At 61.5% G+C, this 24,681-nt stretch carries 25 protein-coding genes; 2 read left to right on the top strand and 23 right to left on the bottom strand.

Annotated features, from left to right (window positions below; all coding sequences use genetic code 11):
• Positions 1-902: 902 nt before the first annotated feature.
• From pilM to pilL2, 10 genes are read right to left on the bottom strand one after another with little or no spacing between them, the layout of a single operon-like run.
• Complete coding sequence (gene pilM, locus PSPA7_RS21275; protein WP_003120998.1) at positions 903-1,340, bottom strand: type IV pilus biogenesis protein PilM; 438 nt, start codon at positions 1,338-1,340, stop codon at positions 903-905.
• A gap of 17 nt (positions 1,341-1,357) precedes the next feature.
• Positions 1,358-2,737: a shufflon system plasmid conjugative transfer pilus tip adhesin PilV gene (gene pilV, locus PSPA7_RS21270; protein WP_003099769.1), complete on the bottom strand. Its 1,380-nt coding sequence runs from the start codon at positions 2,735-2,737 to the stop codon at positions 1,358-1,360.
• The gene (locus tag PSPA7_RS21265; RefSeq protein ID WP_003448639.1) at positions 2,730-3,686 is read right to left on the bottom strand and encodes an ATPase, T2SS/T4P/T4SS family; all 957 of its coding nucleotides are present in this window, start codon (positions 3,684-3,686) and stop codon (positions 2,730-2,732) included. Before PSPA7_RS21265 ends, pilV begins: the two co-directional genes overlap by 8 nt.
• Positions 3,683-4,213, bottom strand: a complete 531-nt coding sequence (locus PSPA7_RS21260) for a type 4 pilus major pilin (protein ID WP_003120996.1) — start codon at positions 4,211-4,213, stop codon at positions 3,683-3,685. Before PSPA7_RS21260 ends, PSPA7_RS21265 begins: the two co-directional genes overlap by 4 nt.
• 21 nt (positions 4,214-4,234) lie before the next feature.
• The gene (locus PSPA7_RS21255) at positions 4,235-5,314 is read right to left on the bottom strand and encodes a type II secretion system F family protein (protein WP_003123335.1); all 1,080 of its coding nucleotides are present in this window, start codon (positions 5,312-5,314) and stop codon (positions 4,235-4,237) included.
• The gene (locus tag PSPA7_RS21250; protein WP_041025394.1) at positions 5,314-6,894 is read right to left on the bottom strand and encodes a GspE/PulE family protein; all 1,581 of its coding nucleotides are present in this window, start codon (positions 6,892-6,894) and stop codon (positions 5,314-5,316) included. Before PSPA7_RS21250 ends, PSPA7_RS21255 begins: the two co-directional genes overlap by 1 nt.
• An 8-nt stretch (positions 6,895-6,902) precedes the next feature.
• Positions 6,903-7,436 (bottom strand): type IV pilus biogenesis protein PilP, encoded by a 534-nt coding sequence (pilP, locus tag PSPA7_RS21245; protein WP_003099760.1) that lies wholly within the window; start codon positions 7,434-7,436, stop codon positions 6,903-6,905.
• On the bottom strand, positions 7,426-8,751 hold the full coding sequence (gene pilO2 / locus PSPA7_RS21240; RefSeq protein ID WP_003099758.1) for a type 4b pilus protein PilO2: 1,326 nt from the start codon (positions 8,749-8,751) through the stop codon (positions 7,426-7,428). Before pilO2 ends, pilP begins: the two co-directional genes overlap by 11 nt.
• A gap of 3 nt (positions 8,752-8,754) precedes the next feature.
• Positions 8,755-10,464, bottom strand: a complete 1,710-nt coding sequence (gene pilN, locus PSPA7_RS21235; RefSeq protein ID WP_012076860.1) for a PilN family type IVB pilus formation outer membrane protein — start codon at positions 10,462-10,464, stop codon at positions 8,755-8,757.
• Complete coding sequence (gene pilL2, locus PSPA7_RS21230) at positions 10,464-11,588, bottom strand: PFGI-1 class ICE element type IV pilus protein PilL2 (RefSeq protein ID WP_012076859.1); 1,125 nt, start codon at positions 11,586-11,588, stop codon at positions 10,464-10,466. Before pilL2 ends, pilN begins: the two co-directional genes overlap by 1 nt.
• 201 nt (positions 11,589-11,789) lie before the next feature.
• On the opposite strand from pilL2, the gene PSPA7_RS21225 reads away from it, so the two are divergent.
• Positions 11,790-12,089 (top strand): type II toxin-antitoxin system RelE/ParE family toxin, encoded by a 300-nt coding sequence (locus PSPA7_RS21225; RefSeq protein WP_003120987.1) that lies wholly within the window; start codon positions 11,790-11,792, stop codon positions 12,087-12,089.
• Positions 12,086-12,376, top strand: a complete 291-nt coding sequence (locus PSPA7_RS21220; protein ID WP_003448662.1) for an addiction module antidote protein — start codon at positions 12,086-12,088, stop codon at positions 12,374-12,376. The genes PSPA7_RS21225 and PSPA7_RS21220 overlap by 4 nt, the downstream gene beginning before the upstream one ends.
• 70 nt (positions 12,377-12,446) lie before the next feature.
• On the opposite strand, the gene PSPA7_RS21215 is transcribed toward PSPA7_RS21220, so the two are convergent.
• The 13 genes from PSPA7_RS21215 to PSPA7_RS21160 all read right to left on the bottom strand — a co-directional run bounded on the left by PSPA7_RS21215 (position 12,447) and on the right by PSPA7_RS21160 (position 24,431).
• Positions 12,447-12,791, bottom strand: a complete 345-nt coding sequence (locus tag PSPA7_RS21215; protein WP_003448665.1) for a hypothetical protein — start codon at positions 12,789-12,791, stop codon at positions 12,447-12,449.
• Between the two features lie 140 nt (positions 12,792-12,931).
• A complete protein-coding gene (locus PSPA7_RS21210; protein WP_012076858.1) occupies positions 12,932-14,908 on the bottom strand; it encodes a DEAD/DEAH box helicase in 1,977 nt (658 codons plus the stop codon).
• Entirely contained in the window at positions 14,905-16,794 is a 1,890-nt protein-coding gene (locus PSPA7_RS21205; protein ID WP_012076857.1) for a hypothetical protein, read from the bottom strand. The genes PSPA7_RS21210 and PSPA7_RS21205 overlap by 4 nt, the downstream gene beginning before the upstream one ends.
• 319 nt (positions 16,795-17,113) lie before the next feature.
• The gene (locus tag PSPA7_RS21200; protein WP_003120982.1) at positions 17,114-17,866 is read right to left on the bottom strand and encodes a hypothetical protein; all 753 of its coding nucleotides are present in this window, start codon (positions 17,864-17,866) and stop codon (positions 17,114-17,116) included.
• Between the two features lie 8 nt (positions 17,867-17,874).
• Entirely contained in the window at positions 17,875-19,794 is a 1,920-nt protein-coding gene (topA, locus tag PSPA7_RS21195; protein WP_003120981.1) for a type I DNA topoisomerase, read from the bottom strand.
• A gap of 114 nt (positions 19,795-19,908) precedes the next feature.
• A complete protein-coding gene (gene crpP / locus PSPA7_RS32725) occupies positions 19,909-20,106 on the bottom strand; it encodes an ICE-associated protein CrpP (RefSeq protein ID WP_003109353.1) in 198 nt (65 codons plus the stop codon).
• Positions 20,107-20,182: 76 nt separating this feature from the next.
• On the bottom strand, positions 20,183-20,494 hold the full coding sequence (locus PSPA7_RS21190; RefSeq protein ID WP_003461002.1) for a helix-turn-helix domain-containing protein: 312 nt from the start codon (positions 20,492-20,494) through the stop codon (positions 20,183-20,185).
• Positions 20,495-20,643: 149 nt separating this feature from the next.
• On the bottom strand, positions 20,644-21,132 hold the full coding sequence (locus PSPA7_RS21185; RefSeq protein ID WP_012076856.1) for a single-stranded DNA-binding protein: 489 nt from the start codon (positions 21,130-21,132) through the stop codon (positions 20,644-20,646).
• A gap of 29 nt (positions 21,133-21,161) precedes the next feature.
• Positions 21,162-21,992 carry a Rha family transcriptional regulator gene (locus PSPA7_RS21180; RefSeq protein WP_012076855.1) on the bottom strand — a complete coding sequence of 277 codons (831 nt, stop codon included), beginning with the start codon at positions 21,990-21,992 and terminating at the stop codon, positions 21,162-21,164.
• 47 nt (positions 21,993-22,039) lie between these two features.
• The gene (locus PSPA7_RS21175) at positions 22,040-22,588 is read right to left on the bottom strand and encodes a DUF3158 family protein (protein WP_012076854.1); all 549 of its coding nucleotides are present in this window, start codon (positions 22,586-22,588) and stop codon (positions 22,040-22,042) included.
• A gap of 5 nt (positions 22,589-22,593) precedes the next feature.
• Entirely contained in the window at positions 22,594-23,322 is a 729-nt protein-coding gene (locus tag PSPA7_RS21170; protein WP_023098073.1) for a PFL_4669 family integrating conjugative element protein, read from the bottom strand.
• Between the two features lie 156 nt (positions 23,323-23,478).
• The gene (locus PSPA7_RS21165) at positions 23,479-23,649 is read right to left on the bottom strand and encodes a hypothetical protein (RefSeq protein ID WP_003159716.1); all 171 of its coding nucleotides are present in this window, start codon (positions 23,647-23,649) and stop codon (positions 23,479-23,481) included.
• A 542-nt stretch (positions 23,650-24,191) separates the two neighbouring features.
• Complete coding sequence (locus PSPA7_RS21160) at positions 24,192-24,431, bottom strand: hypothetical protein (RefSeq protein ID WP_031632156.1); 240 nt, start codon at positions 24,429-24,431, stop codon at positions 24,192-24,194.
• Positions 24,432-24,681 lie beyond the last annotated feature (250 nt).

The raw sequence follows: 24,681 nt of genomic DNA, 5'->3' as shown, positions 1-24,681 counted from the left end.
GAGGGTGCGGAGAAAACACTGGCCCTGGCGGGGAAGTGGATTCCCCGCTGGGTTGCGGAAGGGAGCTTCTATCGACCGAGGCCGACCGACCGCGCTACCAGAAGCTATGCGGTCTTGGGTTGGATCAACACGGTGGGCTGTGCTGCAGCATTTCGGATCCGAGCTGCATGGGGGCATGTCGCTGACAACGTCAGCAGATCACGCGTTCATCATCGAAGCAGGGGGCGAAAGTGTCAAGGTCAAGCAGGAGGGGGAGCGGATGCAGGATACAGCGGGCGGAGAGCGAGGGCGGAAGAGCGCGGCTGGTAGAAACCCTGTCAAAGGTTTCCCCAGCCGTGTCTGGAAGGGGAGTCAAGTGAGCCACCTGTGGTTGAATCGTCGATCCCTGGGCATTGATCGTCTCGATCCCATCACCCGGCCATTATCGTGGCTTGGCCAGCAAACAGTAGGCACGCATCCGCGTACAAAGGGAGCCCTGCGTATCACCGGCGGGCCACCGGCAGGGAGAAGGATCCCGATGGGTAGCCTGATGCCCCTGGAGCAGGAGCATCAGGCTACCCATGGAGAGGGGAAAAGGAGGGGCCGTAACACCAGTACGACCCTTAAATCGAGGAAACACCGAACCTCTTGAGAACCCTATGTGCCTTTAAACTCGCTCGACACGAGTTGACGGCTGCATGACAAGCAAAAGAACAGGGAGACACAGGGAGAATTCTCAACCAGATCCGCACGCCCCACCCGGTGTTGTAGCGTGCTTACGGTTTGGAGATGAGGCGAACCTGCATCACCAGGGCGCTACTGATGACCGTCAGTAGCCAGCGGGGTGAAATCAAAGTTGATGGCATTATGTGTTCAGAAGGCTGGTTTATCAAGCAGCGCCGGGGTTTACTGGCCTCTGGAGGTTATTTGACCGCGACCACCGCGCCCTCGGGGATGGGCGCAGGGAGCGCAATGGCAGTGGCTCCGAGGCGGCGCGTGACTAACTGGCCGTTGCGCCTGACACCAACTAGGTCGGATTCCGTACCGGCATCCACGGCTGCCGCCAGCCCTGCCGGCGGCGAGGCGATGAAGGCGTAGCTGGTGTCGGCGGCGATGTAGCCCTGAAGCCGCGCTGGCTTGCGGAACCAGGCCGGTAAACCAAGAGCGGAGTCCGCCGGCGAACCGCTGAAACCGGGGTTGGCGTGTGCGTACTCCGCCAGCCTGGAGCGGTAGAGCAGCAAGCTCCTGGCCAGGGTATCGACCTCGGCCAGTTCGGCGCTCGAGGTCGCGTGGTCGCTTTGTACACTCAGCCAGGTTCCGGTGAGCAGGGTGAGCAATAGGGCAATCCAGAGCAGCGGCATGATATCTGGAGGACTCCCTAGTTGAGGTAGGTGGCCGTCACACGCATGCCGGCGGAGTTGCCGAATCCTGCGAGCACAACGGTGCTGTAAAGGCAGAACCGGTGTCCGGCTTTCACCATGGCGGAGATCGAGGCGTCTTCAACTACGTCAGCGTTTCGCCCAGCGGTGGAGCGCGCTTGACCAACGATCACGCCATCGACTTCCAGGCGCAGAACGCCGGGGCCGGAGCCATTGATCAGCGCGTCCCTGGATACCGCTTGGCAGTGGGTGCGGGGTCGGTTATCGGCGGGATACTGTGCCAGCACCACAGGGGTGGCGATATTCACGCCACTGGGCCGTTTCCACAGCCCATCGGTGCAGAATAGGGGGCCGCTGTTGTCTCTGCCTACCAGGCCATTGGGGGCGCATCCTGCATTTTCTGCCGCCAAACCATTGATCTGAAGGTACTCGCCGACGGTCGTTCTACCTTCGGAGCTGAGCTTTCCCCCTCTCAATTCTCCGCCGGTATAAACGTTCTTGTTCATCCACGACCTGACCCATGTGCTGTCACTCATATACCAGCCACCGTCCCACCGTTCGTTGTACCAACCTGAGTTACCGCGGGTCCTGAACCAGCCTCCGGTGTACGTCTCGCCGGCGACGTCAGCAGTGCCGGCTTTCACCGTGCCAGTGGCTGTCACGTTGCGCGCGCTGATGTCCGCGCTGGTCGTGATGTTTCCGCTGGCGGTGACCGCTCCGGCTGCGGCGATATTGTTGCCGCCCATATTCAATGCCGTGTTCATCCGGTTGAGCTCGGGATGACCCGGGACGGCATTGCGGTAGAGGTACTCGTTGGCAATGGCGCCGTCCTGGAAGAACAGCGCCGTCGCCAGGTGTCCAGCGCCGGGAGCGCTACCGAAATTGCTCAAGGCCACCTGCCAGGCGGCGCCCTGGGCGACACTGGTGTTGGTTTTCGAGATGTAGCCCCCGGTGGCTCCCATGAGCTGCGCGATCCGGCGGATCGAGAGTTCGGAAGCTACCTGTCCACCCGTGGTCACGATCAGCGTTTCGAGCTGGTTGGCCGCCGGCTTGCGGGCCAGTACCTGGTATTGCTGGCCGTAGATGTTGGTGTCGCGGAAGCCTGCGGGCAGGTAACGGGTGTTGCGCAACATCGGGACGGTGATCACCGCCGGGGCCGTGGCGCCGGCGCTGGCCAGAACCGTGCTGAAGTTGTCCTTCAGGTACTTCTCCGCTGCCTTGGCCACCTGCTGTTGCTGCTGGGCCGCGTGCTGTTCATTCAGGCCGTCTAGATAGCTCATCAAGACTGAAATCCCGCCGGTAGTCGCGATGGCGATAACGATCAAGGCGATCATTAATTCAATTGAGATAAAGCCGCGGCTGAGCTTGAGGTTATTCATAGATAGGCTCCCACAGGCTTTTGCGAGCCTGGCGATTCACATCGTCCTCAAGTAGATGAATCTGCTGCCGGCGGATCTTATCGCGCATGGCGACGGAGTCCACTCCGGTGAAAAGCAACGGTTCTGCGTGCAGTCTTCGAGCGCCGCCATCACTTACCAACTCCTGGCAGATCACGGCCTGAATGCCTTCAGCCACGACGTCGTAGGCATTGGACGCGAGGGGTTTGGCCAGGGTGATCAGCCGTTCGATGGCTTGCGGGCAGTTCTTGGCGTGGATGGTCGATATGACCAGGTTGCCGTTCAGCGAAGCTTTGCAAGCCTGATAGGCGGTGTCTTCGTCGCGGATCTCGCCGATCAATATCAGGTCGGCTCCGGTACGCAGGGTGCGCAACAGGGCTTCGCTGTAGCCTCCCGAGCGTCGTGAGGTTCTGACTTGGATACAGCGGCCGAGTCCATGTTGGCCGCTGAGATTGGTTTCTTGTGGATCCTCGACTGTGAAGCCAACCCCGCCCAGGGTCTGCAGTCGGGCGAGAATCAGCGAGGCGGCGGAGCTGGTCTTGCCGGTCGCCATATCGCCACAGAACAGGATCAAGCCCTGCAGTTGCGGGTTCAGGAGCGTAGCGACCACCTCGCTCGGATAGCCGATATCCTCGAAGCTTCGAACTTGGGCTGTCGACCGGCGCAGCACGAAGACACTCCCGCCGTTGAAAGCATCTTCCAGTTGGGTGACGCGCAGCAGCACACCGTCGACGACGATGGCGAACTCGGGATCCTGCAGCTCCTCCAGCGTTTGCCTGCAGAGCTGGAGCAGTTCCTGGGCGTGCGACTCCCACTCGCGAGGCACCTCGACTCGGCGCGCGCCGACGCCGGCCAGGCCCTTCACGTCGGCGAAGCCTTCACCGAGGTAAAGGTCGACGAACTGAGCCTGAATGATCGGGTTCACACTCACGAACTGTAGGTCCAGGTAATGCTGTTGCTATCGCTGCTGCAGGCCTGGGTCGCAGCCGCAGTGGTGACCTCACCAGTGATAGCGGTGCCGCTGTTGATCTTGGTCTGCTCGAAGGTGTTCTTCGCGATTTTGGTGCCCAGGGTGATACAGGCATCCTTGGGCAGCTTGCTGGTGGTGATCGAGAAGCCCATGCCGGTGGACGAGACAGTGACCGATCCGCCGTAGACGTTGTAGACGACGCCGGAGGAGACACTCATGTTCTTCGGCACGCCGTTGATTGCGATCAGGCTCGGGATCAGGTTGGTACCGCTGGAGCCGTAGCCCGAAGAGGTCTTCAGGGCACGTGCGTTGGCCGCAATGACGCTGATGTTGCGCTGTTCCTCGTTGGCGTTGGACGAACTGAACATCCCAGCCGCTGCGGCCAGGCCCAGGCCGACCCCGATGGCGATGATGATCAGCACGATGATCATCTCGATGGAAACGAAACCGCCCTGCGTCGGACGGGAGGTGCGTTGCGTAGTGCTCATGGAGCGCTCCTTGGTGAGGTTTCAGTGGTTCATGGATTGGATGAGCTGCTGTGCCTGGTAGGCGCCGAGCAGGACCAGGATCATCAGCGCGCCGATGAAGATCAGGGCGAAGTTCTTCACCAGCCCGGCGGCCAGCTCGATCTGCTTGAGGCTGGTCTCCTGCCAGCGGCGGCTGAACTTGACCAGAGCTTCGGAGAAGCCTCCCCGGTTGGCGAGGATGCACAGGTACTGGATGGCCTGTCGGTCGGGGAAATCGTGACCGGCGCTGCGAAGGGCGACTCCCAGGTTCTGGCCCAGGCCCACGCCGTAGCGGGCAGCTTCCAAGCGCTGCTTCAGCCAGGGCGGGGAGATCTTGATCATGCTGGCCAGGCTGTCGTAGGGGCGTATGCCGGCGTTGAGCATGACGGCCATGTTCAGCAGGAAGGTGGTGCCCTGGAGCATGCGGTAGATGGACCAGGGCGGCAGCATCCGGTCCAGCCAGACCCGGCCTTTCCAGCGGTAGGTCGGTAACGTGACGATGACCACCACCGTGAGGGTGATGACGGCGACCAGAACGTAGATACCAGGTCCTGTGACGAAGCTGGCAATGGCGTTGAGCGTGGCGAGCGGGCCGGTCCACGTGACTGGATCGGAGAGCCTGGCCAGGCTGGGGACCATGCGATAGGCCACGATGCACAGCAGGAACACCATCATGGCGGACAGCGCCGAGGGATAGAGCAGCGCCTGCCAGATGGTGGCGCGGATCCTGGCCTGGGCCTCGACCAGGGAGACGGCATCGCCCATGGCCTGAACCAGGTTGCCGCTCATCTCGCCGGCCTCGATCAGCGCTCGCTCCTGGGCGGGCAGATAGAGCGCCATGGCGGTGGCCAGACGCTTGCCGTTGGACAGCCCCATCAGCGCTTCGCGACTGGCGATGGCCACCGGATGAAACGGATGCTGTCCCTCATGAGCGAAGATCTTGTGCACCTCTGCCACAGCGTCCTTCAACGGGACCCCGTTTTCGAGCAGGGTGGACATGCTTTCGTAGAACTGCAGGCGTTCCTTGCGGCCGAACTGCTTGCTGTAGAAGGCGAACTGCAACTGCTCCCAGAAGCCCCCCATCAGCACGCCTCCTGCGAGTAGAAGCTGTCGTCGAGCAGATGCTCATCGAAGTCGAGTGGCCCAATGAAATCCTCGACTATCTGCGGGTCGAACATACCCTCGTTGATGCGGCGGATGGCGTGGGCGTGCTTGGTGATGCCCTGCATGGTCTTGACCCAGTAGTTGCGTGCCTCGGCTGGGCCGCCTTTGGCGAACACACGCATGAAGGCGAGGGTGGGCAGCACCACCTCGGCGACGATCGAGCGGCCGTTGACCCCGGAGCCACGGCAGGCCTGGCAGCCAGGCCCCTTGACGTACACCTGGGAAACATCGGTCAAGCGCTGGACCCGTTCGACCAGGTCGAGCGCGAGCTGGTCTTGGTGGTCTTGGAAGCGCACTTTGCAGTGGGGGCAGAGCTTAGGCAGCAGGCTCTGGTTGATCAGGCCGGTCAGCAGGGCCGGATCGAACAGCAAGCCGGGGTCGACGCCCAGGTCCTTCAGGCGCTGGACAATGCCGATCGCGCTATTGGTGTGCAGGGTCGACCACAGGCCGTGCCCGGTCATCGCGCCACGGAAGGCGGCGACAGCGGCGAAGAGGTCGCGCACTTCGCCGATCATCATGTAGTCCGGATCCAGGCGCATGCCGTTGGCGATGCCTGCGGCCCAGGCCTGGCGTTCTGCGTCTGGGTCAGTGGCGTCATAGACCAGTGGGGTCTGGTTGATGCCTTCGCCGCGAATGCGGTATTCCGGTGGATCCTCGATGGTCAGGATATGCTTGGATCCGCCATGCAGCTTATCGAGTCCTTCCATGGTGACCTTCAAGGTCATCGACTTCCCTGACCCGGTGGGGCCGGACAGGATGTTGATGCCGTAAGGCATGCGCATCATGCGATCGAACAGCGCGTTCTGCTCGGGCAGGTAGCCGAGCTGCTCCAGGCTGTCGAGGCCGGTATCGTCGTAGAGCAGCCGCAGGATCATCAGGAACCCACCGGCGCGCGGGCGGGTCGCGATCCGGGCGCCGAACAGGTTCAGCTTCTCGACGAAGGCCTGGCTCATCCGCGCGTCCTGGTCCAATTGCGGCTTGAAAAGCGGCTCGGCCACGTCGCACATGGACTGGTAGATGGTTGCGCAAAGTTCGTGCAGTTCCTGGCTGCGGTACTGCTCGACGGTCTTCAGCAGGCCGTCGACGCGGAAACGGATCTTGCTGCCGGTGCCGGCGGGACTCACGACGAAATGCACGTCACTGGCGCGCAGCTCTGTGGCCTTACGAATGATCTTGACCACGCGCTCCTGCATCTGGGTGGCGCGCTGGCCATCGCTATCGACCAGGCCGTCCATGGCGACGGCGCGGTAGAGCTGGTGAATGGTCTGCAGGTCGGTGAGGTTGAGCTGGTATCGGAAGCCACGGCGATCGAGACGGTCGATGAACGACAGAACGTGAATGTCGTTCTGGTGGCTCTCCGATAGATAGAGCGTGCCGTCGGCGGCCAGGGCCATGATCTCTTGCAGGTGCTTCGAGACCTCCCACTCGCCACCGTCGGCGGTGAGCAGTTGGGTCACCATGGAGGGCTGTACAAGCGCGGCAATTTGAAGGTTCGTCATGGCGGTACCTACTGGATGAACGGCTGCGGTACCGCCCCGGGCAGCGCCGGCGGAACGGAGGCGCCTTGGGCCGAGGAGGCGGCTTGGGTCGGGGCAACGCTGGAGAAGCCCACGGGCACGCGGTTGCCGTCCTTGTCGGTGAGTACGACCTGGTCCAGGGAAATCGACTCGACGCGGTAGTTGCCCGGCAGCTCCGCGCCGCTGGCGGCGTCCACCTCGTACCCGCCCGGGAACAAGAATGTGGCAGTCATCTTGCCGCCGGCGCCGTAGATGGTCCGCACCACTGGCGGAACCGGCTGCGTGATCGTCGGCGCCGCCGCCGGCACCGGCATGGCGAACGTCTGCCCCTGGGCGCTGACGACCTGGCCGGTTTCGCCTTTGCCCTCCAGTTGCCGCTGCGCCGTGGCCAGACGCACCTTGGCCTCGGTGAGGATGGCCTGGGCCTGGATCTCCGCCAGTTCGCCAACGGTGCCGGCGCAGGCCTGGCCGGACGCGAGGAGGAAGAGCACGGCCACGGCCATGCCGATCGGCTCAGTTCGCATAGATTTCTCCTGTGACAGTCCAGTCCAACTGGCTGTCCTTGAGCGTGGTTTCGAGGTTGGTGATGCGGACCCCGGCGGCGGGCAGCCCCTGGAAGGTCAGGTCTGCCGGGAGCCTGGTCTGGGCGCTGAAGGTGAATTTCTTCCAGGAGGGCAACACCACTTGCTGCTCCGTCGCCGCTTCCGCGCCAGGAAGGGGTGGAGTTGTCTCCTGGCTGATCGACAGCTTGGGCTCGACACCCTGACGGTACAGATGGCTGGTGAGCGCCTGCAGCGCGTCGTCGGCTGGCTGCAGCGGCTCATCGCTACCGATGGCGACTTTCAGGTCGACCTTCAGGGCCGCGGTGTTGCCGTTGTCGATGACGAAGGCGGGGCGGTCAGCGAACAGGTGCTGGCTGGCCGCTGTCAGGTCGGCTGCCGTGCTGTTGCCGGTACGGTGGTAGGTGGCGACCAGGACCCTGCCGTCGCACTTGCTGGATTCGAAGAGCCAGCCCTGGATCGACAGCGACAGTACCCCCGTTGCCTTGCTACAGGCGCGTAGCATGTCCTCGAGGTCAGGCATGAGCGTCCAAGGCTTCTGCAATGAAGCCAGGTCCAGCGGCTGCTTGGCCTGGGCGTTCTTCTCGGCCAGCTCGGCGAGGCGCCTCTGCTCCTCGAGGAGCGCGGCTTGTCTGGCGAGCTCTTGCTGGTGGGCATTCCATAGGTAGTAGGCGGTTAGCGACCCGCCTACCAAGCAACCGAGCAGGGCCACTGCCGTCCACTCCCTGGCGGACAAGCCGAAGGTGAGTTGCCGGAGGCGGTAGTCGCGCCGCAGGCGCTTCGGCGCGAGCAGTTCCTCGATGTCGAAGTCCTTGACGGGGAAATCGAATCCTTCGGGAACGAAGACCTGTGCGTTTCGAAGCACGCCGCGCGTAGAGAGCTTCCTGATCCGGTCCCTGGCTTCGTCGAAGGTAGTGACCAGGTCCTGGCCGGGGACGATCGCACCATCGAGCGTGGCGACCAGTGCGTAGCGGTCCTCGTCGACCTTCCAGCAGGCCAGGAAGTCGCCTTCGAACTGGCCTGAAAGCGCCGAGGCCAGGGAGTACATGCCCTTGACTGCGCCTTGCGACTTCGAAACGAAGCCGGCCTGGATCACTGTCGGCGAATGGCGGATGGCAACGATGTCCAGATGCTCTTCCTTGCCCAGCTTGCGCGCTTCCTTCATGTACTGCCGCTGGCTGGATAGCGGCCGCCAGAACAGGCCGCTGACGAACTTGTTGCCGTGGTAGCTCAGGATCGAGACGTCTGGTCCACGGCTACCGATGTCAGGCTTCTCCATGGTTCAGCCCAGCACGACGGGGGTGATCAGCACCACGATGACCTCGCGTTTGGTATTGCGGGTCAGCCCGCCGCCAAGGCCGAAGAATCCGGCGTCGCCGGTGCCGACCTTGTTGGTATCCTCGGTGGTCTGGTCGAAGCCGGAGAGCACCAAGGTCTCGCCGCTGCGCAGGCGTACCTTCTGGTCGAACAGTTGTATGTCGTAGCTCGGGAACTGGGCTTTGGAGTCCCCGCTGGTCTGCATTTCGAACGTCGGTCTGGAGGTCATGTTGATGTTGATCTTCAGCAGCATCTCGCCGCTTTCCATCACGAACGGCAGCAGGCTCATGTTGTAGCCGCTGGTCACGGCGCCCGGGATCAGCGAGGTGGTACTGCCGACCTGGGCGACGTTGGAGATCTGGCTGGAGGCCAGGTAGCTGTCGTAGCGGCCGATCTGGATCGGCGCCGACTGGAGGTTGAGCGTGGTCACGGACGGGGAGCGGACGGTCGAGACGCGACCCTGCTGGGCCAGCGCCTGGACCATGGCCTTGGATCCTGCCCAGGCACTGTTGGCGGTATCCAGGATGCTCACGGAGCCGGAGATCGCGCTTTGATCGATGCCTGGCATGGTGTTCTTCAGGCCGATGCCCCACTTGTTGTTGAGCGACTTGTAGACCAGGTTCCAGTCGATCCCCAGTTGATCCTTGTCGGTCAGGGCGACCGAGAGCACGTTGACGTTCAGCAGCACCTGCTTGGTGATGCTCTCGTTCTCCCGGTTGACCAACTGCTGGACGCGGTTGAGGACCTCTGGTCGGTCGGTGACGGTCAGGGTGCCCGTGGCACGCGACAGCGACATGCGTCCCATGCTCGGCGTCAGCATCGAGTTGATGCTGTTCTCTATGTCGCTGAGGATCGAGGTCTTCAGCTCGGAGCTGGTGGTCTGCTTGCTGCCGGAGTCGCCGCTGATGCCGGAGCTGCCATTCTGTCCAGTGGATCCGGAGCCGTCCCCGCTGATGCCGGCGGCCGTCGTCATACCGGAACGCACGGTGGAGTCCACCGTGTTGACGTCGTCGAAGGCGTAGATGCGGAAGGTCCGAGTGTCCAGGTAGTAGAACTCGACCCGTTTCTCGGTTGGGTTGTAGCGCCAGGACACGCCGGCGCGGGCGGCGATGAGATCGAGGAACCCGCTGACCTTGCCGTTCCATTTGATGTTGTACAGCGACCGCGGGCCGTAGGACCCGAAGCTCGATCCCATGCTGCCGCCGGCACCTAGGGACATGCCGTTGGCGACGGAGGCAGGAAACAGCATGGTGGCCATGTCCTGGCCGCCTTGGATGGGCGGCGGGGCGTTGCTCGCGCGCTGCTGAGGTTGCAGGGCAAAAGCGGCCGGGTTCAGCGCGTCGGGCGTGATACTGACCGCCAGGTGGCATTGGTTGATGACTTCCTGGGCGGCCTCCTGCAGCGACGCTGCGCCTGCAGGGCGCCACGTCACGATGCAGTCACTGGACAAGGTGTGCGAAACGCTCAGGGGCTTCGTGCTGACCCAGGGTTTGTCGGAGAACACCACCGTATCGCGGCGATCCGGTCGGGTGTTGCGCATCTGTGCTGCGATCGTCGACGCGGAATCTGCCGTAGCTTCGACACGATCCGCCGACTCGTTCACCCGTGCGACCGAGCAACTGGCCAGCGCGGGGATCAGGAGGCAAGGCAAGAGGTTCTTCAGGGGGGCACGCATCAGTTCTTGCGCTCCTTGATGATGATCAGGGACTGCGGCCGGCTGGCGTTCACCAGGAAGGGCCGTTCGGCAGCGTCATACAGCGGGAACAGCTCGGATACCGCGTCCTCGAAGGAGCCGTGGAAGGTCAGAGGAGCTTCGATCGGATAGTTGAGATCCTGCGGCTCCCAGCGGACGGTCCAGCGTGCGCGCTTGGCCCAGGCTTCCAAGGTGTCGCGCAGGGTTGATCCCGTCTCGGCCGACCAGGCCTGTGTCAGCGGCCGACTCGGCTCCGCCGAAGGGAGCGCCTTGTCCGGTGGAGTGGAAGCCACGGTGGCCGGAGTGGGCGGCGTGGACTTCACGGCGGAGGCCGGAAGCTTGATCGGTGCCGAAGCCGCGGGAGGAGAAGAGGAGTGGCCATCCTTGGCCGGTGCGGCTGGGGGGAGCACAGTGGTGTATTCAGGCTTCTTGGTCGGAGCGGGGCTGGTTGTGATCGGCGCCGGCGTTGGCACCGAGGCGACCACGACGGGCGACTCCAGCGTGCTGACTTTTTCCGTGGAGGAGGGTTGCGTTACCGCCGCTGGAGTTGGGGCAGCGGGCTTCGCATACAGTTGCTGGACCGGTTTCGGCCTTGGCACCGGGGGAAGTTGATAGCCCGGGCGCAGCACGAAGCAGACCTGCCGCGCGACCTCGTCGACCTTCACCTGCCAGGCAGGGCCGGAGAGGACCTGGAGGGTGTTGCGCAGGGTCATCGGGCCGAGCTTGTACTGAGCCGCCGGCAGCGGCCGGGTGTAGAGGATGTTCACATGACCGGCCTCTGCCGGGCACAGCGAGTAACCCGAGCGGCTCATCACGTACTGCATGGCGTCCTTGACACTCGGGTTCATGCTCGACGGGATGGTTACGTCGATGATCTGGGCCATCAGGTCGCGTTGACCGGCATCAGGCTGGGTGCTGACCAGGGTGTAGCGCCCGTAGCGCACGACGGGCTCCTTCTCCGGTTGTACGCCATTCGGGTACAGGTCCGGGGAGAGCAGGTCTGGATTGCGGCTGCTGTCGAAGGCGGGCCTGGCCGGCTCAGCCTTGTGGGTCGTGCAGCTGGCGAGCAGCAGGCACAGCGTGAGAGTGGTCAACTGCCTGGTCATTGAGGCCCCCTTTGATGATGGGGCACACAATGGCAGGCCAATCGCCATGCTTCAGCAGGAAATACTCGGCAACAGGGGAGGGGATTTATTTTGCCTATCCGAAGGATTGTGCTTCAAGGGGAGCCAACAGAATTTGGAACAAAGCGTGTGCTAAGGCTGCGAGCGATTGACTGTTTGTGATTTATAAGTCACAGTTGATCCATGGTTGAAGTCAAACAAACCGCCACTTTCATGGCATGGGAAAGCAAGCTAAAGGATCGGCGGGCAAAGGCCGTGATCGCCGCCCGTATCTTCCGATTGGCGAATGGACTACCCGGCGATGTGTCACCAGTCGGCCAGGGTGTGAGCGAGTTGAGGATTCACTATGGCCCAGGCTATCGGGTGTACTTCCAGCAGCGCGGGACGGAAATCGTCATCCTGCTATGTGGTGGAGACAAGAGCAGCCAGGCCAGGGATATAGAAATGGCGAAACGCCTGGCAAATGAGTGGAGGCCGCAATGACCGAGCAAATTTATGATTATGACCCCGCGCAAGCGCTGGATAGCCCGGAGGCCATGGCTCTGTTCATCGCAGACGCTTTGGATACTGGAGACACCGCCTATATCGCTAAGGCTATGGGAGTCGTGGCCCGCGCCAAGGGGATGACGGAGTTGGCCAAGGAAACGGGTTTGGCCAGGGAGCAGCTTTACAAATCGTTTAGTGAGCGCGGGAACCCTACATTGAAAACCATGCTGGCAGTAATGCGAGCTCTGGGAGTTGATCTGACCGCCCGCCCGCATGCTCAGTGAGAACTCGTCCAGTTAGAGTTCTCTCTCCCGATCCTTGGCTATCACTGGTGAATCGAGTTGCTGGGCTCACTCATGTATCGTGGTATCGCTCATACCTAGGGAATAGGACTTCCCTAATCTTTGAATCCATCACTGACTCTATCTCGTCATAGGTGAAGGGGTAGCGTGCAACTTCATCCTCGACGAGTTCTATGTATAGCGCTGGAACTGTAGGTTCCCGGTGAAGGTAATATAAGGCGATTGCTGTCGCCATTTCGCAAAGTCTATCTGGGTCGGCCAGCGTTTCCTTAATGTTCGCTAGCAGCTCTGGAGAGGCGGCATGTGCGAGCTCGTAGAGCGCCTCGATCTTCAGCAACGCTTGCAGCACCATATTTCTCCTGTAGTCGATAGTCGGTGAGGGCTGCTCGAATCTCATTTTGGGGGCATCTCCTGCTGAACAGTCGTGTCGTTGTGATCGAGCTTGCTTCCTGCTCCTCCGTGTTGCAGCAGGAAGTGCTCGGTTGGTGAGAGTAGTTTTCTTACTGTGTCGATCAGCGGCTGGTTCAACCCGAGTAATCAGCGTTCGGCAAGGCTTGCGGCCAAAAGCGCACGGTTTCCGTCAACCTGCTCTGGCTCGATGAGGTCCTGGGCTACCTGGCGTTTCGCGTTGAGCAGTTGCCACAGCTGCTCGTCGATCGTGCCCTCGACCAGTGGGATCTTCACCACCACCATGCGGAGCTGGCCGTTGCGGTACGCGCGGTCCTCGGCTTGTTCCTGCTGACCGGGAGTCCAGGGCAGACCGAGGAAAAACACGTAGTTCGCCGCAGTGAGGTTGTTGCCCGTCCCGGCGGCCGCCGTGGTGCAGATGAACACCCGGCAGTCGGGATCCTGCTGGAAGCGATCGATCGCTTTCTGCCGCTTGGTGAGCGAGTCATTGCCCACCAGCGTGACGCAGCCGTGCCCGGCCTGCTCGCAGAGTTCTTTCAGCGCAGCCACGGTCGGCTTGAACTCGCAGAACAGGATCACCTTGTCCTCGGCGTCGAGCTCGCTCAACAGGTCCATCGCCACGCGAACCTTCACCGTTTCCAGGTAACGCCGCAGCGCGCCGAGTCGCGCGAAGACCGGTCGGTCCTCGAGACGCAGCACGTCGTATTGCTGGCGTTCCTCGGTGGAGAGGGCCACCTTCAGCAACTGCCGCTGCTTGCCCTTGAGGCTGGGCAGCACATCTTTGCGCCTGCGCAGCATCCAGTCACCCAGCTCCGCCCGCAGACTCTGGCGGAACTCCGGGTTGCCGGCGAAACGGTCGCAGAACTCTTTCAGCGGCAGTTGGCCGATGGGGTGGCCCGAGAGGCGCAGCAGGGTGTGCAGCTCGGTCTCGCGGTTGAGCACCGGCGTGCCGGTAAGCAGGTAGCGGTTCGGCACTTGGGCGGCAATGTCGAAACCGTGCCGCGTGCATTGCGCCGTCGGTTCCTTCATCCGCTGCGCCTCGTCGATGACCATCACGGCGAAGCGCGAAGCGTTGGCGACGAGGGGGCTCAACTGCTCGTAGTTAACGAGTATCCACTGCGCCTCTGGGGTGTCCTGCTGGATGGCCACGGTGGCCGAGGGATAGACCTCCTGGATCTCCCGCTGCCAATTGATCAGCAGGGTGGCCAGGGTGATGACCAGAATTGGTTTGCCCGCCGCGCGGATCGAAGCGGCGATGACCGCCTGGCGGGTCTTGCCCAGTCCCATGTCGTCGGCCAGTAAGGCGCTGGTCCTCTGCAGCAGATGAGCGATGCCGTCAGGCTGGTGGGCCAGTAGTGAGTAGCCCTGGAGCGCCGCCTCGATATCAGCCGAGCTGTACTCGGTACGCTCGATCTCCGGCACCGCGGCGAGGTAGATGTCAGAGGCTGACTCGTCCTCCAGGGATGGCGCTGCCGGTTCCTGCTGTGGACCGCCGATGCTCATGCTGGGCAGCTCGGTCGACGGCGCGAAGCTGCCGTCGCTGAGCAGCTCCTGGACAGTATCCAGAATCTCGAATTGTTCCTCGGCGAGGCCAAGCTCCAGAATCAGGTTGCTTCGAAGCAGCTCGGGAGTGGTGTCGATGCGCCAGGAACTCGATGGGCGCAGGAACACCCCGCGCATCCGCCGAGCCACCGCCACCACACCAGGATGGAACTCGCCTGACAGTAGGACGCCGCCCTCGGCCAGGGGCGCGATGCGCAGCAGCATCCCCCAGGTGAAGGCCTGTCGGTCAAGCGAGGCCTGCGCGGATTCGACCAAGGAGCTGAACTCCCGCCAGGACTGGGAGTGAAGGCCTCCAGCGAGCTCGGCGAGACGGTTGTACAGAGTGTCCAGTTCAGGGAGCAGCTTGCCTTTGGGGACCCGCCAGTAGCGGTGCAACGGATGCTCCCGGGCGCTGATGAAGAAGCCGGACAGCTCTAGCAGCGCGCGGTTGCTGCCTGCGATGTAGGGGATCTTCAAGCCGAAGTCGTAGCCGTCGAAGATCGCCCGCTGCAGAAGCGTCGAAGGTGTCGCGGAGGTACGGTTGATCAGGCGTGGACGGTTCATCGGTCTTCCAACCGAGTGAGCAGCCATTTCGCCGTGGCTTCGGCGAGGCCCGCCTTCCAGCGACCATTGGCGAAGCGCGTCATGTGGACGGTCATGTCGGGCCAGTTCAGGTTCGTCGCTATGGCTCCAGAGCGAATTCGTTCCATGAACCAGCGGTATGCCTGGCCGGCAGGCGAGTCTGTCGGCACGGGGGCATTATCGAATTCGCGAAGTTGCACCGTGGAAAGGTGCTTGGGACTCCAGGGCCTACCTATAGGCTCGCCATGCTCACGCCTGAGCTCCAATTCGGCAGAGGCCAGCGGACGACCAGCCTCACGTACTGAGAGCAGTCGGCAGTCTCCTCGGTAGGCGGCCTGGTCGTAGCTATCGATGCAATGTGCCAGAGCGACATGTTCGGCATAGAGGTCGGCAGGACAGCGGAGCTCGACGATCTGCAGGCCATTAGGGCAATCGACAAGGCCGACAGGCAGCATTCCCTCCCAGGTGGTGTACTCGTCGGTGTCGACCAGATCGGGCAGGCTGCTCTGCACTGCAGCACGCAGCTCCCTCTGGACCTGATGGTAGTCGTCCACCAGGTTGCCAGCCTGTCGGTAGGTACAATGACCCAGATACGCTTTCAGGGCGCTGCGCGCCTGCCGAACAACCTGTGAGTTCCCCTGGTCGAGGGCGGAATAGAATTCCTTGATGTCGCTCAGCCGTGCAGTGATTGCAAGCCATGCCGGATCCTGCCAATCCGACGGGCAGCCGTTGAAGAGACGGTTGTAGTCGGGCTTGGCGTTGTGAATTTGCCAAGGGATCGCATTGTAGGCGGCATAGAATGCTGTCCATTGAGCGCGAGTGATCGGCCGCCGGTTACCTAACGATGCTGCCAGTAGGAGAGCATGCCATCCCGAACATCGGCCTTCCCGTTTGCGATGGAAGAGAGCTCCTCCCGCACGGCCGGGACTGACGTGACTAAGAAATCGAATCGAGGCCCGCGGCGCCTGAAATAGCCAGGCGAAAAAGTTGATGACCGAAATCCCTTCGTCCGCGACCTGCCCAAGAATACGGCCCATATCGAGGTACAAATCGCATGGCATGGCGGCGGCCTGCGGTCGTTCACTATCAATCAGGGAAAAGGGGCAAGGAAGGTAATGGTAGATGCTCTCGCCGTTGTCATTGGTCGTCGTGTGAGGCCAGACTCCCTCCTCGCAATCCACCAGTAGCGGCGTCAAGACCGGCTGAGCCTTCAGCATTTGCAGCCGGCGCACCCGGTTGCCTTGAGCCAGCCAGTTGTAGAGCTGGGGCGAGAGGCACCGAACCGAGCGGATGGCGAACAGCAGGTCTTGGTCCAGGACCTGTCTGAAGGTTCGCAAGACCGCTCCGATCTGCTTCAAGTAGAACTGGTGCCTTGGCGCGTAGTAGCGCTTGTTGCTGTGGCTCGGATACACGAGGCGATGTGGAAGTCCGAGGTCGTCCCTGGCCATCTGTGTGGCTAGGTCGTGCGCTCGCTTGGTGTATGAGCTGAGTACAGCAACTGCGTCGTCGAACTTCTCAAGGCGCTGTAGCAGCTTCAACGCCCCTGCTGGGGACGGCGTGCTTGCCGGGATACGATGGGTAGGCTTGCACTCCCACGCACCGATCAGTTGACCGTCGAACACCTGGAGTAGTGGCCCTGCACGCATGATGGTGTAACGCACACCGTTGTCTGCAGCGACGGTGATGCACCAGCACCTGGTCGTAGAGGTGCTGCGCAGGTAGTGACGGATGAACTTGGTTCGAGCTGTCCCAGCGAGGGAGAAATGCGTTGCCCAGGTGTTGGCAACGGCGAGCTGCCGCTCGCTGTAGCGGGCAAGGAATGGATCCTGTAGCGGCCCGCTAGGGGAGGCGTTGTCGAGAGGTGCCACGCGCATGCTCCTGTGTAAGCGAGCAGCACTGTGGCTGGTCGGTGTGCTACGGATCGATGGGAAATGTTCAGGCCACGCGGCCTGTATTTCTTTGGATTACGAGGCCAGGAACACCAGGTGGACGCTGAGAGTCACTGCAAAGAGAATTAAAACGGTGAAGCTGAACATCATGACCTTCATGGCCACTGACCTCAAAAGGAGCCCCCGACAGGCCTGTGTGCGGGAACAGGGTGTCGGGGGCGGGGAACACGCCGGGGATATACAGCGTGTATGGCTGAGCGTAGCTGGCCCGAATAGCGATGCAAGTCTGACTGCGAACTCAGCCTGAAATGAGACATTTCAGCCTTGCCTTCCAGCCTCGCGGTTGCTCTTCAGATGGTTTTCTCCGAATGAGGTCGATGAGTTGCTCCCGCGCCTGGGCTTCGTTCAGAGATATTTCCTCCTGAGTCTTGAGGTTCAGCCAGTTCAAAGTGGTCTGGTAGGTATCCATCTTCCAGCCAGCAGTATCTTCCCGGCCCAACTGCACGCGCTCCGGATGAACTTGTACAGGCAGCCCTTGTAGCAGGACCTGTTGCCGGAGTTGCCCGTACAGGCGGTAGAAGGCGTCGTTGACCTGGTAGTGGTTGAGCGTCACGTCGTGGAGCTGGCTCTTCTGCTGCTCGGCCAGGAAGAATCGAGCAATACAGGTGCGGTGGTTGCCGTCGGAGCCGACGTAGAAGCTCAAGCCATCGAGCGTGTTGTAGTGGATCGCGGGCCTACGCTCCGTTGGCTGCAGGTAGTAGCTCGGGTTGTCCAGCAAGGCCTGCAGGTTTCGCTGCATTCGCTTGCCGCCAGTGAGGAAGTCGAGCCAGGACCTTCCCCGGTAGTCTTTGCGGTCGGTACCCACGACGCGGAACACATTGATCGATCCCGTCTCGGTCCAGTAGTGGCTTTGAAGGAAGGCGTGCTTTTCCTGGGGGTAGGCTTCCTCCCACGACAGCAGGACCTCTGATGCCCATGCTGGCGGTTGCTCGACTTGCCTGCGCACGAAGTCGAAATTGAGGTTCCTGTCGGTGCTGGTCTGCATGTTCATGTATTTACCTATAGCCCGCGCGGGTTGTCGAAGTCAGGTTGGCCGTCCTTGGTGGGGTAGCTGACTTTGCAGCCGGTGCTGCGATAGCCGCTGCAACCCCAGAAGTCGAAGCCGCCCTTGCCGGCTTTCTTTCGGTGGACCAGGGGCAGACCGCACTTGCCGCAGAGGAAGTCACTGGCCGGCGCCGAGGGAGCGCTGGCGGTAGAGCTTGCTCGCGGGTCGCCCTGTGCGCTGGGGAGCGCGCGCAGCGTCTGCAGCTCTGACTGCAGGAGCTGGTAGAACTGCTGGACCACGTTCATGTAGGTGTCCTCGCTGTTGGCGATCCGGTCCAGGGCGACCTCGAGGTTGCGGGTGAAGTCGAGGCTGAGGAAGCTGAAGTTGTGCTCCAGGAGCGCTATGGTGGCCTCGCCCAGCTCGCCGGGGATCAGGCTTCGGCCCTTCATCTGCACCTGGCCCTTGTCGATGATGTTCTTCACGATCGAGGCGTAGGAGGATGGCCGACCAATCCCGCGGCGCTTCATCTCGCCCACCAGGCTGGCATCGGTGAAGCGTTTGGGAGGGGTGGTTTTCTTCTCCAGGACCTCGCCGCTGTAGACCTTGAGTATCTGGCCTGGCTCCAGCGCCGGGATGGGGCTTGAAGGCGTTTCGTTCTTTTGCTCCTCGGCATCATCGCCCTGCAGCAGTTTTCTCCATCCAGGCACGTTCAACAGCTTCCCTTTGGCGCCGAAGCGCAGTGGCTTTTTGTCGGGGCCGACGCCCAGGAGGGTGATGGTTCTCACTGCGTACACGGCAGCTTCGATCTGGCTGGCAAGCGCGCGAACTCGAATGAGCTGGTACAGCGCCTGCTCATCAGCAGTTTCACCGGCGGTAGCGGCCATCCAGTCGGTAGGGGTGATGGCGGGGTGGCCTTCCTGAGCGTCTTGGTCCGCTTTGAACATTCGCTGTTGCTCTACACACTTCAGCCCCAAGGCTTTGGCGACAGCACGGATATCCGGCATCGAGTCCTTCGAAATATTGGGGTTGTCCGTTCGGTGGTAAGTGATGAGCCCCTGTTCATACAGCCGCTGGGCGACTTTCATCGTCTTGTCGGGTGACCACTTCAGTGCATTTCCGGCTGCCATCTGGAGCGAAGAGGAGATGAACGGCGCCGGAGGCATATCGGTTTCTTCGCCATCAATGCAGGTCTCGACGATCACATTGCGTATAGCCCCCACCAGTTCTGCGAGTTGACGATCCTGGATATACGGAAATTCCTTGCTGGCAAACGTGGGCACTGGATCCCACTCCGCCTTCCAGGTGCGGCCGTCGCTGGGCGAAACGAAGGCCAGTTCCACCCCGAAATGCTTGATTGGTGTGAAGGCGCGAATCTCCCGCTCTCGCAGGACCACCAGGTACACAGCGACGGACTGCACGCGCCCGGCGGTGGTTGGCCTGCCCATCACGCGCCGCAACTCTGGCGTGACCAGATACCCCACCAGGCGATCGATGACGCGACGGCATTCCTGCGAGGCGACCTTCGGGAGGTCCAGGCGACGCGGCGAGCTGAGTTCGGCGCTGATGCATGACTTGGTGATTTCCTTGAAGGCAACGCGCTTGTAGTTCTTGATCCCGGCAGCCTGGAGTATGTGCCAGCCGATGCTTTCGCCTTCGCGATCCGGGTCGGATGCGACGTAGATCTCCAGAGCTTTCTGCTGCAGATCCTTCAGCCGTGCGACGGCTTTTTCCTTGCCCGAGAGGATCTGGTAGTGCGGTTTGAAATCCTGGCCCACGCCGACGGTGAGCATCTGCGGATCCTGGCCGTGAACGGGTAGGTCTCTGATGTGGCCGGCTGTCGCCTCGACCTGCCAGGTCACGTCGGGACGAATCGAGGGGAGAAGGGACCTCAGCTTTTTCAGCTTGCCCGGGGCTTCAATGATTACGAGGTGCATCGGCGGAATCTCTCGGAACAGTCGGTCGAACTGTCGCGATCAGAGAGCGGGCCAACAATACGAAATGGACGGTGCGCTGTTGCAGTTTTCGAGAGGAACTGAAGGGTAACGTCATCAGAAGTCGAGCTGCTGTTGCTGCTCCTGGGCAAACCCTTTCAACCAGGACGCCCGCATCGCAGGATGACTGTAGGGGCAGTCGAACACCCGTAGCCCTTTCCGCGCGGCCTCAGCACCAATAGCCCGTACAGTCCGGTGGGGATCGTTGAAGTGTCGTCTGTCCAGCTTGTCGGTATCGGTAGCTTTCTTTGACACACTGCACCTCGTACTGGTCGAGATTTCCGAATCGGAAGCCCTTGCCACCAGAGACTTCACGAACGGGCGGCCAAAATTAAGACAGGGAGTTTGCAGGCGCCATCCTTCGAAACTGGTTGGCGTCATACATTGCCCTTCCCACGCGAACGAGATCGGCGCGGTTTTGCTCGGACATTCCGGACATGTAATTGAGGATATCCAGCTGCTCTTGAGTGAGCGCTTTCACCGCCGCTGGAACATGTCGGCCAGTGACTACGTATAGAACGTCGACTCCGATCTCGATGGCTTTAAGCAGATAGGTGGTATCGGGACTGCGCCGTCCCTTCTCATACGAAACCTGAGTGTTCTTCGTCACCCCACAGTGCTGTGAAAAGGCGTCTTGGCTCATTTCCAGTCGAAGCCTTTCTTCCCTCAGTCGATTTCCGATCATTGTGGTTGATCCAGTTGCTCGAGTGTTTTTAAGAGGCTGCGGGCGGCGAAGAGTAGTGCTTGCCACCCGCAGCTTCACGAATGGGCGGCCAAAAATTAAGCCGCCTGTTACATGGGGATGTCGTCGTCGAAGGCGCTGTCGTAGTCCTGCTGCGATTGCGCATCCTGCTGAGCAGGTTGCGGCGGCACCTGCCGAGACTGCTGATGTTGTGTCGACTGGCCGTTGGTAGACGGCAACAGGGTGACCTCGGCCAGGCGATGCGGAAGGATGGAAATGCGCGAGGCTTCGACCTTCAGCGCCTGTACTTCTTCGCCAGACTCTTTGTCCGGCCAGCGGTCCATGATCGCCCGGCCTTCGACCTTGACGCGCATACCTTTCGCGAACAGTTCGGCGAAACGCTGGGCATCCTGATGCCACCACTCGACGCTGCACCAGAAGCCGCCGCGATCCTTGTAGCCACCCTGGCCATCGGGAATCGAGTTGTCGAACATCACGTTGAGACGCAGCAACTGCCGCGGGGGATTGTTGCCGTTGGGGAAGCTGCGGTGCTCCGGCGCCGAGCCGATGTTGCCTTCCCAGAAGACGGGGGTAGCCATGATGAATCTCCAGTCGGTTGAGTCGGGGGTTAGTGGGTGGAGCGTGGTTTGAAGGGGGAGCGAGTGGCGCGGCTGGCCACGTACCCGAGCAGTTCACGGGTTTGCCGAGACGTTGCAGCCAAGGTGTTGGCCATGTGCTCCTTGAACACTTCGCTGGCCAGCTTTTCGACGCCGCTGTCGTAAAGGGAGTTGAACAGCAGCTCCGCGTCATGAGCGGAGCGCAGCAAGCCGTAGAGCAGGTCCTTGGCGATGGAGGAGCCGGCCACGCTGGGCAAGGACTTGGCGGCCACACCTTCACCGATGATCTGCCCCTGGAGGAAGTTCAGGGCCTGCTTGATCTGCTCGGGATTCGCCGCGTCCAAGGACTCGACGGCCAGGTAGTTGCATACGACCTGTTCTGTCCTGGGTCGGGCCGGCTCGCCGAGGGTGTGGTCGCGCATCAGGTCGAGGGTCTTGATAGCGAACTGGAGCAGGTGGTTGTGGCTGAGGATCTCGGGTTGCTCGATGATCGCCTGTTCCATCTTGTTGAAGGCGTTGATGTAAGCGACCTTCCAGTGCATAGCTTCCTTGCCAGTGAACCCCATGCAGAGAAGGGTGAAGCCGTCGCGAGTCATGCGCACGTATGGCTCTGGCCTGTTGTTCGCTCCCGTGCGGGAACACTCCTCAAAATTGAGGAGTGCAAAATCCTCGGGACATTCCAAGTTTTTGATATCCCGTAACACGTTGTCGTGCCTCTTCCGAAAATGCTTGGCGACGTCGAGGCTGGTCGTGGTGGGCTTGCCGCCGATGATCTCGACGCTGACCTCGGTGGAGGGCTGGGCTTTGGTGTTGGAAACGGTCTTGCTGCTGATGTTGCTCATGTTTTCTCTCCGTTGGTGATCGTTTCGTCGAAGGTAGAGCGGTACAGCTACATGCCCACGGAACCAGGGCGGGTCTGACTCTGCTGCAGTCGGCCCATGAACTCGGCCTCGGCCTGGCCCATCTTTTCCGCACACTCGGCGGCCTGCTTGCCGATGGAGTGGATCAAGCTGATCTGCATGTTGAGGGTGATGCGCTGCAGCTCCATCTGGTAGAGGTCTTGCAGCAGGTATTCCGGGGTCTTGTCCTGGCGCAGCATTTCCGCCCACACCCCGACGCCCATCCGCCGGGTTGCAATGTGCTGCCAGCGAAGAAAGGTGGTGCGGGCGGATGTGCGCTGCTCGATGAGTCGGGCGGGCAGAAGAGTGAAGGGCGGGCGACGAACCTGGGCCAGCAATCGCTGGGCAAGTTCAAGCAATCCCTGCTCCAGGACTTCGCACTGCTCCGCCAACTGGGCCAGCTCCCCCTTACCTTTAAAAGGCTTTAAAAGGCCTTTTAGTGAGGCACTGTGTTGCAGCGCCTGGAAGGCAGTTTGTTGCAGTGGGCGGAAGGCACTTTGTTGCAGAGCGCCTTGCTGGTCCTTATCGAGCTGCCGCATTCCGATCAGTCCTCAAGCTCAACACGGTCAGCGTCATCATCGGCATCACCGTCAGAGCGGCCTCGGGTGATCGGCGGAGCGAAGTTCGAGCGTCGGGTGCCCTCCAGGATGTCCTGCGGGATCTCGCCGAACTTCTCGTACATCTTCCGCGCGGCTTCGGCGCGAGCATTGTTTGCGGCGAAGTCGTCGCGAGTGGCCCCCGAGAACTGGTAGCTCTGGGCCAGACCAAAGAGGCTGCGCAGCACCGACGCACCTTCGTCGAGCCAGACCTCCATGTCGCGGCGACCGACCAGTCCGACGTGCTGGGCCAGCAGGATTCGACGGGCGAGTTCGTCGTAGTTGGTCAGGAGATAGACTGCCTTGAAGCCGAGAGGGTTGGAGATGAACAACGGGACCTTGACCGGTGTGACGGACAGGTTCTCGGAGATATCGAGGGTCGCGGGCAGCTTGGCCATGACGTCATCCAGTCGCTGGTCGATGGCCTTGAGTGCGGCTTGGCAGCTCTCGACTTTCTCTTCGATCTGAACCAGCCACCAGTCGGAGTACGGATCGTCCAGTGCTGCCCCGCGGTGCATGCGATTCACGTAGGCGCAGAAGCCGGAGAGGCCGAGGATGCTGTGCTTGGCATCCGACTTCTGCCGGCCTGTCCAGATGCGGGCGGCGTGATAGGTGTGAAGCGTCAGGGCGACATCGCTGCGGAGAGAGCCGATCTGAAGCCGATGGGTTTCAGCCATGGTGCAGGGTTCCTTTATAGGGAAGGGGTTCGGCCACATCGTGCTGATCGGGGTAGGAGCGCGCAGTAGGAAATACATGGTTCGCCGCTGGGGTATTTCCGCTGGCAGTGCGGGTTCATCATCATCCCGCTTGCGGCTCATGGAGGTTGGCTTCCTTCAGCTCTTGGCCCCCTCAGGGGCGTTGTCTATCGCTACGTCGACGCAACTTTTGAGCTTGCCGAGCAGCTCGCTCAGTTCCTGCAGCTCCGTAAAGTCGATAGGCCATTCATCGTTGTCGTTGAATAGGGTTGCCAGCCCTAGCAGCCGCTCGAATTCGAGTTCGTCCATAGGGGCATACACGATTGAGTCGCACATCTTTTCGGTTCCTATTGAGTGGGAGAGGTTGATAGCCCTCGGCGCCGAGGCCAGGTCCTAGCGGACTGTTGCCAGTGGCAACACCCAGTTCGCCGGCGGCGCCGAGGCCAGGACCTGGCAGAGTGTTTCGGGCCGAATCACCCAACTCGCCGTCGGCGCCGAAGTCAGTTCCTGGTGAAGTGGTTCCAGTGGAACCACCCAACTCGCCGCCGGCGCCGAGGTCGATCCTTGGCAGAGTGTTTCCAGTGGAAACACCCAGCTTGCCGTCGGCGCCGAAGTCAGTTCCTGGTGAAGTGGTTCCAGTGGAACCACCCAACTCGCCGCCGGCGCCGAGGTCGATCCTTGGCAGAGTGTTTCCAGTGGAAACACCCAGCTCGCCGTCGGCGCTGAGGTCGATCCTTGGCAGAGTGTTTCGGGCCGCAACACCCAGCTTGCCGCCGGCGCCGAGGCCAGGACCTGGTGGAGTGGTTCCAGTGGAAACACTCATCTTGCCGTTGGCGCCGACTTGGGTATCTCTACCGTTGGTAATCTGGTTGGCAGTTCATGTAGTTGGCTTTGTTGCATGAAGCTCCCCACATCGCTTTTTCTGCCATTTCAAAGCGATACATCTCAACCGTAATGGTCAACACGGTTAGTGAATACCCGAACACGGTCAGCATTAACAACAGCCTGAGTTCTCGGTCGTTCCACGCATCTGTAAAAAGTGCAGAAAGAACGAGAACGACCAAAAAGAAAGGGGCCATGCTCAAGAACATTGTTTGAGTTCCTCGTGTGTGGTGATGTCTCGCTTTGGCAGAGTGTTTCGGGCCGAAACACCAAACGCACCGGCGGCGCCGAGGCCAGGTCCTGGCGGAGTGTTGCCAGTGGCAACACCCAACTCGCCGCCGGCGCCGAGGTCGATCCTTGGCAGAGTGTTTCGGGCCGAAACACCAAACGCACCGGCGGCGCCGAGGCCAGGTCCTGGCGGAGTGTTGCCAGTGGCAACACCCAACTCGCCGCCGGCGC

Origin of the sequence: Pseudomonas paraeruginosa PA7, assembly GCF_000017205.1 — a bacterium.
Classification (GTDB): domain Bacteria; phylum Pseudomonadota; class Gammaproteobacteria; order Pseudomonadales; family Pseudomonadaceae; genus Pseudomonas; species Pseudomonas paraeruginosa.
The sequence above is the reverse complement of the archived record's forward strand: the minus strand, read 5'-3'. Positions and strand labels throughout refer to the sequence as shown.

Bases quoted from the DNA above. Each gene is read 5' to 3' on its own strand.
- pilM (WP_003120998.1), bottom strand. From the start codon at position 1,340: ATGCCGCTGCTCTGGATTGCCCTATTGCTCACCCTGCTCACCGGAACC.
- pilV (WP_003099769.1), bottom strand. From the start codon at position 2,737: ATGAATAACCTCAAGCTCAGCCGCGGCTTTATCTCAATTGAATTAATG.
- PSPA7_RS21260 (WP_003120996.1), bottom strand. From the start codon at position 4,213: ATGAGCACTACGCAACGCACCTCCCGTCCGACGCAGGGCGGTTTCGTT.
- PSPA7_RS21255 (WP_003123335.1), bottom strand. From the start codon at position 5,314: ATGGGGGGCTTCTGGGAGCAGTTGCAGTTCGCCTTCTACAGCAAGCAG.
- PSPA7_RS21250 (WP_041025394.1), bottom strand. From the start codon at position 6,894: ATGACGAACCTTCAAATTGCCGCGCTTGTACAGCCCTCCATGGTGACC.
- pilP (WP_003099760.1), bottom strand. From the start codon at position 7,436: ATGCGAACTGAGCCGATCGGCATGGCCGTGGCCGTGCTCTTCCTCCTC.
- pilO2 (WP_003099758.1), bottom strand. From the start codon at position 8,751: ATGGAGAAGCCTGACATCGGTAGCCGTGGACCAGACGTCTCGATCCTG.
- pilN (WP_012076860.1), bottom strand. From the start codon at position 10,464: ATGCGTGCCCCCCTGAAGAACCTCTTGCCTTGCCTCCTGATCCCCGCG.
- pilL2 (WP_012076859.1), bottom strand. From the start codon at position 11,588: ATGACCAGGCAGTTGACCACTCTCACGCTGTGCCTGCTGCTCGCCAGC.
- PSPA7_RS21225 (WP_003120987.1), top strand. From the start codon at position 11,790: ATGGTTGAAGTCAAACAAACCGCCACTTTCATGGCATGGGAAAGCAAG.
- PSPA7_RS21220 (WP_003448662.1), top strand. From the start codon at position 12,086: ATGACCGAGCAAATTTATGATTATGACCCCGCGCAAGCGCTGGATAGC.
- PSPA7_RS21215 (WP_003448665.1), bottom strand. From the start codon at position 12,791: ATGAGATTCGAGCAGCCCTCACCGACTATCGACTACAGGAGAAATATG.
- PSPA7_RS21210 (WP_012076858.1), bottom strand. From the start codon at position 14,908: ATGAACCGTCCACGCCTGATCAACCGTACCTCCGCGACACCTTCGACG.
- PSPA7_RS21200 (WP_003120982.1), bottom strand. From the start codon at position 17,866: ATGAACATGCAGACCAGCACCGACAGGAACCTCAATTTCGACTTCGTG.
- topA (WP_003120981.1), bottom strand. From the start codon at position 19,794: ATGCACCTCGTAATCATTGAAGCCCCGGGCAAGCTGAAAAAGCTGAGG.
- PSPA7_RS21190 (WP_003461002.1), bottom strand. From the start codon at position 20,494: ATGAGCCAAGACGCCTTTTCACAGCACTGTGGGGTGACGAAGAACACT.
- PSPA7_RS21185 (WP_012076856.1), bottom strand. From the start codon at position 21,132: ATGGCTACCCCCGTCTTCTGGGAAGGCAACATCGGCTCGGCGCCGGAG.
- PSPA7_RS21180 (WP_012076855.1), bottom strand. From the start codon at position 21,992: ATGAGCAACATCAGCAGCAAGACCGTTTCCAACACCAAAGCCCAGCCC.
- PSPA7_RS21175 (WP_012076854.1), bottom strand. From the start codon at position 22,588: ATGCGGCAGCTCGATAAGGACCAGCAAGGCGCTCTGCAACAAAGTGCC.
- PSPA7_RS21170 (WP_023098073.1), bottom strand. From the start codon at position 23,322: ATGGCTGAAACCCATCGGCTTCAGATCGGCTCTCTCCGCAGCGATGTC.
- PSPA7_RS21165 (WP_003159716.1), bottom strand. From the start codon at position 23,649: ATGGACGAACTCGAATTCGAGCGGCTGCTAGGGCTGGCAACCCTATTC.
- PSPA7_RS21160 (WP_031632156.1), bottom strand. From the start codon at position 24,431: ATGTTCTTGAGCATGGCCCCTTTCTTTTTGGTCGTTCTCGTTCTTTCT.